This window comes from Streptomyces sp. NPDC058796, from assembly GCF_042745235.1.
Classification (GTDB): Bacteria; Actinomycetota; Actinomycetes; order Streptomycetales; family Streptomycetaceae; genus Streptomyces.
On the sequence record NZ_JBHYOP010000009.1, the window covers coordinates 346,668 to 360,799 of the forward strand.

The following is a 14,132-nucleotide window of genomic DNA, read 5'->3' on the forward strand; positions in this document are numbered from 1 at the left end:
TCGCTGCTGGGAGACGGCGGCCTGGCGGATACGGGGCTCTGCCGTAGGTACGGGTCGGGCGTCGCCCACCCTCCTGTCGGACATCTCACCCAGTAAGCGCACAGCGCATCGTGGCCTACTCGCGCAGTCTCCAGGCGGCAGGCAACCGCCCCGGGAACAGCCCCGCTCGCGAGTGCGGGTGATCGTGACGTAGCAGGTCACGCCGAGGCCGCCGCGGTGAAATCGGCTGCGGCTTCGGCCTCGGTGCCAGGAATGACGACGGCACCGAAGCCGAGACCCATAGCGCTGGCACAAGGTCTTCCACAGGGCGAACCGAGAACTCTGACCGCGAAGGGGCGATGTCGCTGCCCCTGCTGTGCGACGACTCACCGATGTGGCCCGCCCGTCTGACGCCTCTCGGGCAGCCGCCAGGCCGGCCGCGGCAAATCAACCCCGCAACACGTTGACAACGTCAACACAGATGTACGATCCTCTTCAACCGGGACGGTATACCCTCCCATGCGGGATACACCCACCGCGTACGCAACGGGTGAAATGGGGAGGGGCAGTGGGCCTGGAGACGGTCGGCGGACGTTTCCGCATCACGGGCATCGTCGGGCGCGGGAACATGGGCGAGGTGCACCGGGCCGAAGACCTCGAGGCGGCCCCGGATTCCCCGCACCGGCAGGTCGCCGTCAAGACCCTGCTGCGCAGCCGGACGGGAGGCGCGATCGACACCTCGGGGTCCGGTAAGGAGACCGCCCGCTTCCGCCGCGAGGTGCGCATCATGCGCATGCTCTCCCAGGGGCACCCGAATCTGACCCTTCTGATCGACGGCGGTGTGGACGACACTGCGGACGGCGGCGGGTTGCCGTACCTGGCGATGGAGCTCCTGGACGGCGGTCCGCTCGCGGACCTCATCGACGAGGAGCCGCAACTGCCGGTCTCCTGGGTCGCCGCCATCGGTGCGCAGATCGCGTCCGGGCTCACCGCCGCGCACACCGCCGGGGTCGTCCACCGCGACCTGAAGCCGGCCAACGTGATGCTCACCGGTGACGGCACCGTCAAGGTCCTCGACTTCGGAATGGGCTCGATCGTCGACGACCCCGATCAGACGCGCCTGACCAGCACCGGCGTCAGCCTCGGCACGGCCCGCTACATGGCACCCGAGCAGTTCCGCGCCGAGCAGGTCTCCGCCTCGGCCGACCTCTACGCGCTCGGCTGCATCCTGTACGAACTGCTCATCGGGCGGCCGCCGTTCTCCGGGCGGACCCACTACGAGATCTCCGAGCAGCATCTGCGTGAACTGCCGCCCCAGTTGACGCTGGTGCGTCCGGATCTGCCCGCCGGTCTGGTCCGGCTGGTGGAGCGTCTGCTGGAGAAGGACGCCGAACACCGCCCGGAGAACGCCGCGTCGGTCCGTGAGGCGCTGGTCCCGCTCGCGCTCGCTCAGGACCCCACTGCCACCCTGCTCGCTCCGCACTGGCAGCAGATGGACCCGGTGGCGCGGCTGCGCGCCCTGCTCCCCGAGCGGGCCCCCGCCGTGCCCGCGCCCGCACCGCGCAGGCAGCCGCGTCTGCCGGAGACGATGGACGTCTTCGGCATCCACGCCGACCTGATCACCGAGTACGAGAGCTTCACCAAGAGCGGCACGGTGATCCGGGACGCGCGCATCGAGGGCTTCGTCGCCGACGATCTGAGGGCGAAGTCGCAGTGGCCCGACCCGTGGCTGTCGCTGAACCCGTTCTTCGCCGACGGCGGCCAGGTCACCGACCTGGTGCGGGACGGCGTCCTGCACCCGAAGTGCGCGGAGATCTTCCAGGCGGGCAAGAAGGAGACCTCGTCGCGTCCGGACGGACGGCCGCTGACCTTCCATCTCCACCAGCGCCAGGCGATCGAGGCCGCGCAGGCGGGCGACTCCTACGTGCTGACCACCGGCACCGGTTCCGGCAAGTCGCTGTCGTACATCGTGCCGATCGTGGACCGTGTCCTGAAGGAGCGTGAGGCGGCGGGACCCGGCGCCGAGCGGCGGGTGCGGGCGATCGTCGTCTACCCGATGAACGCGCTGGCCAACTCTCAGCTCGGGGAGCTGGAGAAGTACCTGCGCCACGGTTTCGGGAAGGGCCGCGAGCCGGTCACCTTCGCCCGTTACACCGGTCAGGAGTCCAGCGAGGAGCGCCGTGAGCTGCGCAAGAACCCGCCGGACATCCTGCTGACCAACTACGTGATGCTGGAGCTGATGCTGACCCGGCCGGACGACCGGTCCAGCCTGATCCGCATGGCGGAGGGACTCCAGTTCCTCGTCTTCGACGAACTGCACACCTACCGGGGCCGGCAGGGCGCCGACGTGGCGTTTCTGATCCGCCGGGTCCGCGAGGCCTGCCGGGCGTCGGAGTCCCTCCAGTGCATCGGCACGTCGGCGACCATGTCGACCGAGGGCACCTGGGACGACCAGCGGCGCGAGGTGGCCAAGGTCGCCAAGCGGCTGTTCGGCACGACGGTGCTGCCGGAGCGGGTCATCGGGGAGACCCTGGTCCGGGCCACCGACGAGGCGCCGGAGTCCGTGCCCACCGAGCGGCTGCGCGTGCCATCGGCGCCCCGATCGTACGAGGCGCTGACGAGGGACCCCTTGGCGCGCTGGGTGGAGTCGCGGTTCGGACTGGAGCGGGAGGAGGGCGCGGGCCGGCTGCGCCGCCGTGCCCCGGCGACCGTCGAGGAGGCCGCGGCGGAGCTGTCCGCCGCGTCCGGTGTCGCCGAGGAGACCGTGCGCGAGGCGATCCGGACGACGCTGGAGGCGGGCGCGCAGGCCAAGCACCCGGTGACGGAGCGGCCGCTGTTCGCGTTCCGGCTGCACCAGTTCCTGTCCAAGGGCGACACTGTCTACACGACGCTGGAGGACCCGCTCACCCGGCCGCTGACCCGCACCTACCAGCTGGAGCAGCCGGACAGCGGCGGCAAGCCGCTGTTCCCCCTGGCGTTCTGCCGTGAATGCGGTCAGGAGTACCTGACCGTCTGGCGCACCGAGGACGGCGGCGCCTTCCGGTACGAGCCGCGCCGGGACACCTCCGCCTCCGGGGGCCGCGAGGGCGAGGGCTATCTGTATCTGGGCATGCCCGGCCAGGACTACGAGTGGCCGGCCGACCCGCAGAAGGCCGTGGACGACCGCCGCCTGCCGGAATCGTGGCTGGAGCCGGACGCGAACGGCGGGATGACCGTCAAGAAGTCCTACCGTCCGCGCGTGCCCAAGCGCGTGGTCGTGGACCCCCACGGCAACGAGGCGGGCGAGGGCCTGGTGGCGGCGTTCGTGCCGGCGCCGTTCCTCTTCTGCGTGCACTGCCAGGTCAGTTACGAGCAGACGCGCGGCCGGGACTTCGCCAAGCTGGCCACCTTGGACCAGGAGGGGCGTTCGTCGGCGACCTCGCTGATCTCCGCGTCGATCGTGAAGTCCCTGCGGGCGGTGCCCGAGGACAGCCTGGGCAAGGAGGCCCGCAAGCTCCTCACCTTCGTCGACAACCGGCAGGACGCGTCGCTGCAGGCAGGGCACTTCAACGACTTCGCCCAGGTGACGCAGTTGCGCGGCGCGCTGTACCAGGCGGCGGTGCAGGCGGGTGAGGACGGGCTGCGCCATGACGACCTCGCCGAGGCCGTCACCGAGGTGATGGGCCTGACGCCCCGTGACTACGCGGCGGGCACGAACCTGCCTCCGTCCATGGAGAAGCGGGCGGCGAAGGTGTTCCGGGATGTCGTCGGGTACCGCCTGTACCGCGACCTGGAGCGCGGCTGGCGCATCACGATGCCGAACCTGGAGCAGACCGGTCTGCTGCGGATCGACTACGAGGACCTGGACTGGGTCGCCGCCCAGCCGGACCGCTGGCAGTCGTCACACGCGGTGCTGCGCGACGCCGACTCCGCGCTCCGCGAGGAGATCGGCCGCACGCTGCTCGACTACATGCGCCGTGAACTCGCCATCGACGTCCAGTACTTCCGCGACGACTTCGACACCTTGCAGCGGGCGAGCGAGGAACGCCTGACCGGGCCGTGGGTACTGAGCGACTCCGACCAGCCGACCGTCGGCACCGCCTACCCGTACGGTTCACGGCCGGGCATGGAGCGCTCCGCGCTGTTCCTGTCGGCGCGCGGCAAGTTCGGCAAGTACCTGCGGCGGAACCTGCCCGCGCTCCGTGAGGCGTCCGCCTCCCTGGAGGACGTGCAGTGCGTCATCGAGGACCTGTTGAAGGTGCTGCGGGACGCCGAACTCGTGCGCGAGGTGGAGGCGGTTCCCGAGCGCTCGGGGCCGGCCTTCCGCCGCCGCGCGTCGGAGAAGCGCACCGGATACCGGGTGGCGGCCGCCGCGCTGATCTGGCGGGCCGGCGACGGCGAGCGGGGCGCGGTCGACCCACTGGCGCGCACATACAGCAGCGGCGAGGGACCCCGCGTCAACCCGTTCTTCCGCGACCTCTACCGCACGGCGGCGGCCGAGCTGGCCGGCCTGTTCGCGCGGGAGCACACCGCGCAGGTCACGCCGGAGGACCGGCTGGAGCGCGAACGGCAGTTCCGCGACGCCGAGCTGCCCCTGCTGTACTGCTCGCCGACGATGGAGTTGGGCGTGGACATCTCCTCGCTCAACGCGGTGATGATGCGCAACGTGCCGCCGACCCCGGCGAACTACGCGCAACGCTCGGGCCGTGCGGGCCGCTCCGGCCAGCCCGCGCTGGTGACCACGTACTGCGCGACGGGCAACAGCCACGACCAGTACTACTTCCGCCGTTCCCAGGACATGGTGTCGGGGCAGGTAGCCCCGCCGCGCCTGGACCTCGCCAACGAGGACCTGGTCCGCTCGCACCTCCAGGGCATCTGGCTGGCGGAGACCGGGATGAAGCTCGGCGCCGCGATCCCGGACGTCGTCGACGTCGCCTACGACCCGGACGGCGGCGACCGCCCCGACCCGCAGATGCCGCTGCCGCTGCTCGACGGCATCCGGGACCTGTCCCTGGACGAGGGCGCCCGCCGCCGTGCGGTCGCCGCCGCCCGCTCGGTCCTCGCCCCGCTGATCGCGGACTTCGAGGCGACGACCTGGTGGTACGACGAGTGGATCGAGGACCGGATCGAGCGCGCCCCGGCGAAGTTCGACGCGGCCTTCGACCGGTGGCGGGACCTGTTCCGGGCGGCCGTCATCGACCAGTACGAGCAGAACAAGCGGGTCGTCGACCACACCCTCTCCCCCGGTGAGCAGGCGCGGGCGCGCACCCGCCGCCGGGAGGCGGAGACGCAGACGAACCTGCTGCTGAACCGCTCCACCGACAGCAAGTCGGTGATGAGCGACTTCAACCCGTACCGCTACCTGGCGTCCGAGGGGTTCCTGCCCGGCTACAGCTTCCCGCGGCTGCCGCTGGCCGCGTACATCCCGCGTTCCGGCAACCGCCGCAACGCCGACGGCGACTACCTGCAGCGTCCCCGGTTCCTCGCGATCCGCGAGTTCGGCCCCGGCGCGCTCATCTACCACGAGGGCGCCCGCTACCAGGTGACCCGGGTGCAGCTGCCGCCGGACGCCTCGGGCGACCTGGCGACGGCTGAGGCCCGCCGCTGCGACGGCTGCGGCTACCACCACGACGTCAGGGCCGGTTCCGACCTGTGCGCGATGTGCGGCGAGCCGCTGCGCGGCAAGCGCACGGGCCTGCTCCAGCTGCACACCGTGTACACCACGCCGCGCGAGCGGATCTCCTCCGACGAGGAGGAGCGCCGCAGGGCCGGTTTCCGCTTGGAGACGTCGTACGCATTCCAGGACCACGGCGCCCGCAAGGGCCGTCTCACCTCGCACGTCGGCGACGCGGAGGGCGCGCCCGTCCTGGACCTGGACTACGGCGACTCGGCGACGGTCCGCATCACGAACCTGGGCCGGGTCCGTGACAAGGAGGGCGAGCCGGACGGCTACTGGCTGGATTTGGGCGACGGCCGCTGGCTGAACGACCGGGCCGCCGCGGACGCCATCGAGGGCACGGGCATGCCGGTGGTCGACGAGGACGGCAACGAGAAGCGTCGCAAGAAGCGGGTCCTGCCGTACGTGGAGGACCGCCGGAACATCCTGGTGGTGACGCTGGACGAGCCGCAGCCGGAGCCGGTGGCGCTGTCGTTCCTGTACGCCCTGGAGCGTGGCATCGAGGCGGCGTTCGAGCTGGAGGACTCCGAGCTGACGGCGGAGCTGCTGCCCCCGGACGACGGGCCGCGCCGCCGCATGCTGTTCACGGAGGCCGCGGAGGGCGGCGCGGGCGTGCTGCGCCGCATCCAGCACGAGAAGGACGCCCTCGCGAAGGCCGCCCGGACCGCGCTGGAGATCTGCCACTTCGACCCGGGCACGGGCAAGGACCTGGGCGGCCCTTCGAAGGACGAGAAGTCCGTCCGAGCACAGCGCGAGAAGTGCGCCCGCGGCTGCTACACCTGCCTGCTGACGTACGCCAACCAAGGGCACCACCGCCAGCTCAGCCGGCACACCGCCCGCCCGCTGCTGCTGCGCCTGGCCGGTGCCCGCACCGAGCGGGAGGACCGGGGCGAGTCGCGCAGTGAGGCGTTCCGCAGGCTGGTCCCGGCGGTGACGGCCGCCGGCCCGGGCGGCACCACGGCGGCCGCGGAGACTCCCGCCGCTGCCGAGGACTCCCCCGTGTCCGTGCCCACGCCGCTGGAGACGGACCTGGCGGCGCTCGTCGCGCAGGGCGATCTGGTCGGCTGGCTGAAGGCGAAGGGCTACCGGCTGCCGGACGAGGTCGACGTGTTCGTCGACGGGGCGGCGGCCCGGCCCGACCTGGTGTTCCGCCTGGACGGCGTCCACCTCGCCGTGTTCGTCGACACCCCGGACCGGCCGGCCGACTCCTCCCGCGACATGGAGGCCGGCTACCGCCTGGAGGAGGCGGGCTGGGACGTGCTGCGCTTCCCGGCGGACGCGGACTGGGACGCCGTCGTCGAGCACCACGCCGCCTACTTCCACCTGCGCTGACCGTCCCGCGCCCTCTTTCGACCTCCCGACGTATCGACCCGAGGAACTGAGACATCCCATGAGCCTCACGTACACAGCCGGCTCGCTGGTCGCGGCCCGTGGCCGGGAATGGGTGGTGCTGCCCGAGAGCGCCACCGACATGCTGGTGCTGCGCCCGCTGGGCGGGAGCGAGGACGACATCGCGGCCGTCTTCCCCTCGTTCGAGGAGGTGCGCCCCGCCGAGTTCGCCGCGCCGAGCCCGGACGACCTGGGCGACCAGCGCGCCGCCGGTCTGCTGCGCACGGCGCTGCGCATCGGGTTCCGGTCGGGCGCGGGCCCGTTCCGCTCGCTGGCGTCGATCGCCGTGGAGCCGCGCGCCTATCAGTTGGTCCCGCTGCTGATGGCGCTGCGGCAGCGCACGGTACGACTGCTGATCTCGGACGACGTCGGCATCGGCAAGACGGTCGAGGCGGGGCTGATCGCCAAGGAGCTGCTGGCGCAGGGCGAGGCGAACCGACTGGCGGTTCTGTGCTCTCCCGCGCTGGCCGAGCAGTGGCAGGGCGAGCTGCGGGAGAAGTTCGGCATCGACGCGGAGCTGGTGCTGGCGTCCACGGTGTCGCGTCTGGAGCGCAACCTGGAGCTGGGCCAGTCGCTGTTCGACCGTCACCCGTTCACGATCATCTCGACGGACTTCATCAAGTCGACCCGTCACCGTGAGGACTTCGTCAAGCACTGCCCCGATCTGGTGATCGTCGACGAGGCGCACACCTGTGTGGCCGCCGACGACCCCGCGCAGGGCGGCGCGTCCTCCGCGACGAACCAGCTCCGCTACGAGCTGCTGCGGAAGGTGTCCGCCGACGCCGACCGCCATCTGCTGCTGCTGACGGCGACCCCGCACTCCGGCAAGGAGTCCGCGTTCCGCAACCTGCTCGGCCTGGTGCGGCCCGAGTTGGCGACGCTGGACCTGGAGAACCCGGCGGGTCGGGCCAAGCTCGCCGAGCACTTCGTGGCCCGCAAGCGCGCCGACGTGCGCGACTACCTCACCAAGGAGGACGGCCTCACCGACGACTCCCTGGCGGAGCGGACCGCGTTCCCCTCCGACCGCTGGACCAAGGACGAGCCGTACAAGCTAACGCCCGCCTACCGGGCACTGCTGGACGACGCGATCGCCTACGCCGCGGACCGCGTCCACGCAGCCGGCGAGCAGGGCAAGCGGGAGGCCCGCATCGCCTGGTGGTCGGTGATCGCGCTGCTGCGTTCCATGGTGTCGTCCCCGGCCGCCGCCGCGCAGACCCTCAAGACGCGCTCCGAGTCCGCGACCGCCCGCACCGCGCACGAGGCGGACGTGCTGGGCGCCCCGGTGGCCGCCGACTCCGCCGAGAACGACCGGCACGAGGGCATGGACGTCGCGCCCGGCGCCGCCGAGTCGGAGGACGCGGGCGCCCGCCTGCTGGAACTCGCCGGGCGCGCCGAGGAGTTGATGGGCCCGGCGGGAGACGCGAAGCTGAAGGCGCTGACCAAGCACCTGAAGGACCTGATCGCCGAGGGCTACAACCCGATCGTCTTCTGCCGTTACATCCCCACGGCCGACTACCTCGCCGCGCAGCTGGACGGCAAGCTCGGCAAGAAGACGAGGATCGCCGCCGTGACCGGCACGCTCTCCCCGCAGCAGCGCCTGGAGCGGATCGAGCAGCTCGCCGCCGAGGAGGGCGGCGACCCGTCCGTGCGGCGCGTGCTGATCGCCACCGACTGCCTCTCCGAGGGCGTCAACCTCCAGCACCACTTCGACGCCGTCGTCCACTACGACCTGGCGTGGAACCCGACCCGCCACGACCAGCGCGAGGGCCGCGTCGACCGGTACGGCCAGAAGCGCGACCAGGTCCGCGTCGTCACCATGTACGGCGAGGACAACGGCATCGACGGCAAGGTCCTGGAGGTGCTGTTCAAGAAGCACCGGCAGATCAAGAAGGACCTCGGCATCTCCGTCTCCGTGCCCGACGAGACCGCGAGCGGCGTCACGGACGCCGTGGTGGAGTGGCTGCTGCTGCACGGCCGGCAGGGCAGCCAGGAGAGCCTGTTCGAGATGGACGGCCACCAGGAGTCGTTCGACCGTATCGAGCGGGAGTGGACGTCGGCGGCCGAGCGGGAGAAGACCTCGCGTTCCAAGTACGCGCAGCGGGCCATCCACCCGGAGGAGGTGGCCCGCGAGGTCGCCGCCGTACGGGCCGCGCTCGGCGGTGCGGAGGAGGTGCGCGAGTTCACGCTGGAGGCGCTGCGCGACCTGGACGCGCTCGTGCGGGATCCTCGTGACGGCAGCGGCGACTTCACCGCGCAGGTCGGCGGCACCCCGGCGGGACTGCGGGACGCGCTCGCGGCCACGCTGGGCAACCGGCTGGTCGAGGAGGACCGCGAGATCCCGTTCCGCACCACGCCGGCGATCGGCCGCGGCGAGGCCGCCCTCGTCCGCACCGACCCGGCGATCGGGGCCGTCGCCTCATACGTCCTGGACTCGGCGCTGGACGCGAAGGCGCTGGGCCCGCGCCCGGCCCGCCGCTGCGGTGTGGTGACGACGGACGCGGTGAGCGTCCGCACCACGCTGCTGCTGGTCCGGTACCGCTTCCACCTCACCCTGCCGTCCCGTTCGGGTGAGCGGCAGGTGGTCGCCGAGGACGCGCGGCTGCTGGCCTACGAGGGTCTGCCGCAGCGCGCCCGCTGGCTGGACGACGACGCGGCCGCCGCGCTGCTCGGCGCCCGCGCCACCGCCAACACCCACGAGCTGGCCGCCCGCAAGTCCATCAGCCGCGCACTGGAGGGCCTGCCCGGCCTCTCCGACCACCTCACCGAGTACGGCACCCGCCTGGCCGCCGAACTCGACGCCTCGCACCGCCGCGTACGCAAGGCCAACGAAGAGATCGTCCGCGGCCTGAAGGTGATCCCGCAGGAACCCGCCGACGTCCTCGGCGTGTACGTCTACGTGCCGCCTGCCGCCCCCGCCGCCTCTACCGTGTCCGGAGCCGAAGCCTGATGTCCGCCGCCGCCACCCGCACCGCCCTGGCCTTCACCGCCGTCACCACGGTCGGCGGTCTGCTCCCCGCCGACATGCTGCTGCGCATCGCCGAGGCGCGGAACCTGCCGGGCACCAAGCCCGCCGACTACGGCCTGCCCGCGTCGGTCCCTGTGCGCGACGAGGCCGAGCGCGCCTGGGAGTACCTCAAGCCGCTGTGGCGCGAGCTGCGCGCCGCGCTGCCCTCCGACCCGGTCACGGGCGCGCCGTCCGCCGACCCGACGGGCCGCGCCGGCTCCGACTGGCTCGCCCAGCTCTTCCGCAAGCTGGACTTCGGTGCGCTGACGGAGGTCGGGGTGGCGGGCATCCCGGCCGACTCGGACCCGGAGAAGCGGTTCCCGGTGTCGCACCGGCACGGCCCGGCGCTGGTCCATCTGGTGCCGTGGAACCAGGAGCTAGACAAGCGTCCGGCGGCCGGTCAGGTCCCGGCGCAGTCGATGCTCCAGGACTGCCTGAACCGCACGGAGGCCCACCTGTGGGCAGTGCTCACTAACGGGCGCCGGCTGCGGCTGCTGCGGGACTCGTCGTCCTTCGCGACGGCGGCGTACGTCGAGTTCGACCTTGAGGCGATCTTCGACGGGGAGCTGTTCAGCGAGTTCGTGCTGCTGTATTGCGTGCTGCACGCGTCGCGGTTCGCTGTGGCGGAGGGAGCGGCGCCGGCTGGGTGCTGGCTGGAGAGGTGGCGGGCGGAGGCCGTCACGTCGGGTGCGCGTGCGCTGGACCAGCTGCGGCTGGGCGTGCAGAACGCGCTGACCGTGCTGGGGACCGGGTTCCTGCGGCACCCGGAGAACGTCCGGTTGCGGGAGGACGTGGACCCGAAGGCGCTGCGGGATGCGTTGCTGCGGCTGGTGTATCGGCTGTTGTTCGTGTTTGTGGCTGAGGACCGGGACGCCCTGCTCGACCCGAACGCGGGTGAGCGGCAGCGGGAGGCGTACGAGCGGTACTTCTCGTCGGCGCGACTGCGGGAGCGGGCCCGGCGGCGACAGGGAACGGCGCACGGTGACCAGTACGAGGCGCTGCGAATCATCCTGGATGCGCTGGGGAAGGAAGAGGGCCGTCCTGAGCTGGGCCTGCCCGGCCTCGGTGGTTTGTTCACGCACACGGAGGCCGACGCGCCGCTGGACGGGCTGAAGCTGTCCAACGAGTCGCTGCTGGCTGCCGTGCGGCACCTTGCGCAGGTGCGGGACCCGGGTGCGCGGCGGTGGCGGTCCGTGGACTACAGGCACCTGGACGCGGAGGAGCTGGGCTCGGTCTACGAGTCGCTGCTGGAGCTGGAGCCGAAGCACTCGGCGACGGACCGCACCTTCGAGCTGATCGAGGTCGCGGGCAACAGCCGGAAGACGACGGGTAGTTACTACACGCCGTCGTCGCTGATCGAGTGCCTGCTGGACACGACGCTGGATCCGGTCATAGATGACGCGGTGAAGCGGGGCGAGCAGCGGGCCACGGAGGCCGGCCGTCCCGACCCGGCCGACGACATCGTCGACGAGCTGCTGTCCCTGACGGTCTGCGACCCGGCTTGTGGGTCTGGGCACTTCCTTGTTGCTTCGGCTCGGCGTATCGCCAAGCGGGTGGCTTCGGTGCGTGAGCGTAACCCGGAGCCGACGGTCGACGCGGTGCGGCATGCGCTGCACGAGGTTGTCGCGCGCTGTATCTATGGCGTGGACCTCAACCCGATGGCCGTGGAGCTGGCGAAGGTCTCGCTGTGGCTGGAGGCGCTGGAGCCGGGTAAGCCGCTCGGGTTCCTGGACGCCCACGTCAAGCACGGCAACGGGCTGATCGGGACGACGCCGAAGCTGCTGGCGGAGGGGGTTCCGGACGACGCGTTCAAGCCGATCGAGGGGGACGACAAGAAGTACGCGGCTGCGCTGGTCAAGCGGAACAGGGCCCAGCGCGCGGGGCAGGACGAGCTGACCTTCGACACGGACGTCATGCCGGGCAACGACCAGTACGCCGCTGAGCTGGCTCGGATCACCGCCGCCCCGGCCGACTCCCTGGAGCAGGTGCGGGCGCAGGAGTCCGCCTACCGCGCCTACGTCGAATCCACGACGTACGTGCAGGACCTGCACGCCGCTGACGCCTGGTGCGCCGCGTTCGTCTGGCCCAAGCGGGAGGGGGCACCGGAGGCACCGACCGACCAGGTATTCCGTGCGCTGCGCAATCGCGACCAGTCGGCGGTGCCGGATGCCACGCATGCCGAGATCCTGAGCCTGCGGGACCAGTACCGGTTCTTCCACTGGCACTTGGAGTTTCCGGAGGTTTTCGCAGTCCCGGAGTCGGGGACACGCGTGCAGCAGGCAACGGGGTGGGTCGGCGGATTCGACGCGGTAGTGGGAAACCCTCCGTGGGACAGCGTGAGCCTTCCCGAAACGGAATTCTTCGCGGTACGAGCACCAGAAATTGCGGCGACGAATAATACGGCTGCTCGCAGGAAGAAGATTCTGGCGCTCAAGGATTCCCCCGACACCATCCACCTATACAACGAGTACGAGGCCGCCAAGTGTAAGATTTACGGCGAGAGTCACTTTTGGCGCACCTCTGGCCGCTTCCCACTGACCGGTCAGGGGAATTTGAACCTTTACGCCCTGTTCTCCGAAAATGACCGCATCCTCACCGCTGACCACGGACGTACGGGCCTCATCGTGCCAACGGGAATCGCGACAGATGCCCGGACGCAGTATTTCTTCAAGGATCTAGTCACCAAGGGGCACCTGGTTGCTCTGTATGGATTCGAGAACGAGGACAGGATCTTCCCTGGCGTAGATCACCGCGTTAATTTCGCGCTGCTCTGCATGACTGGCACCGGTTCGCTCGACTCACCTATCTCGATCGCTTTCCGGGTGCGTCAAGTCCAACAGATCAGTGAACGCTCCTACACTTTGACCGGCCGCGACATCCAAACCCTTAACCCAAACACCGGCACATGCCCAGTTTTCCGGAACCCCCGAGATGCCGAGATTACACTCGGTATCTACCGTCACATTCCGGTCCTGGTCGACATGACGACAGGCGCTGGCAGCAACCCTTGGGGGCTCTCCTTCATGCAGGGGTTGTACAACATGTCGCACGACTCTCACCTACTACGCCCTGACGCTCAGAACGGTGAAACCTTCGACGACCTGCTCCAGGCAGGCTGGACCCTCGACGGCAACGTCCTAGTTCGCGGTGGAGAACGCCTACTTCCGCTGTACGAGGCAAAAATGCTTCACCACTATGACCACCGCCTCGGCACCTTCGAGGGACAGACCGAGGCCCAAGCCAACGTAGGCACGCTCCCCCGAACAACGCCAGAACAGCACGACGACCCGAACTTCGCACCACTCCCGCGCTACTGGGTCCCCGAGCAAGACACTCCTACTGGCAAGTTCGACAAGAACGGTCAGGAAATCAAGATCCCCGGCGTACGAAGCCGCCTGGCGGCTAAGGGCTGGGACCGGGGATGGTGTCTAGGATGGCGCGATATCACCAATGCGACCAATGAGCGCGCCATGATCTGCTCAGCGGCACCAGCGCACGGATTTGTGCACAAGTTCCTGCTTGCGTTCTCTCCGAAAGCTTCGCTATTGGCGGCAGTTTGGTCTTCCTTCGTGTTCGACTACACCGCCCGACAGTCCATCGGCGGAACGTCCATGAGCTTCTTCATCGTCCGGCAGCTTCCCGTACCCACTCCTGATTCCTTGGAGGCTCACGCCTCATTCATCGTTCCCCGCCTCCTTGAACTCGTTTATAACGCCCACGACATGGCTTCCTTCGCCCACGACTTGGGTGATACTGGCGCGCCCTTCCGCTGGAACGCCGACCGTCGTGCCACCATCCGGGCCGAGCTGGACGCGTACTTCTTCCACGTCTACGGCATCAACCGCGATGACACCGCCTACATCCTGGACACCTTCAGCATTACACGCGACAACGACGTGAAGGCGCACGGCGAGTACCGAACCAAGAACCTGATCCTCGCCGAGTACGACCGCATGGCCGCCGCTGGCCTGACCTTGGAGAACCCGCTTAACGAGGGCGAGTCCGGTACCTACCGTTCCACCCTCACCCCGCCTCCCGGCCAGGGGCCTCGCCACGACTGACCTGACCCTGGGATGGCCCCGCCTGGTGGCCGCCCCAGGGCCT

The 14,132-nt window shown here is 70.2% G+C and carries 3 protein-coding genes; all 3 read left to right on the forward strand.

The window, feature by feature from the left end; translation table 11 throughout:
• Positions 1–547 precede the first annotated feature (547 nt).
• The 3 genes from ACFW47_RS24190 to ACFW47_RS24200 are packed head-to-tail and all read left to right on the forward strand — an operon-like array spanning position 548 to position 14,089.
• A complete protein-coding gene (locus ACFW47_RS24190) occupies positions 548–6,967 on the forward strand; it encodes a protein kinase (RefSeq protein WP_386307018.1) in 6,420 nt (2,139 codons plus the stop codon).
• A gap of 58 nt (positions 6,968–7,025) precedes the next feature.
• Positions 7,026–9,971, forward strand: a complete 2,946-nt coding sequence (locus ACFW47_RS24195) for a DEAD/DEAH box helicase (RefSeq protein WP_386307021.1) — start codon at positions 7,026–7,028, stop codon at positions 9,969–9,971.
• Positions 9,971–14,089 (forward strand): Eco57I restriction-modification methylase domain-containing protein, encoded by a 4,119-nt coding sequence (locus ACFW47_RS24200; RefSeq protein WP_386307023.1) that lies wholly within the window; start codon positions 9,971–9,973, stop codon positions 14,087–14,089. The genes ACFW47_RS24195 and ACFW47_RS24200 overlap by 1 nt, the downstream gene beginning before the upstream one ends.
• Positions 14,090–14,132: the final 43 nt, after the last annotated feature.

Coding starts and splice junctions, on each gene's coding strand:
- ACFW47_RS24195 (WP_386307021.1), top strand. CDS start 7,026: ATGAGCCTCACGTACACAGCCGGCTCGCTGGTCGCGGCCCGTGGCCGG.
- ACFW47_RS24200 (WP_386307023.1), top strand. CDS start 9,971: ATGTCCGCCGCCGCCACCCGCACCGCCCTGGCCTTCACCGCCGTCACC.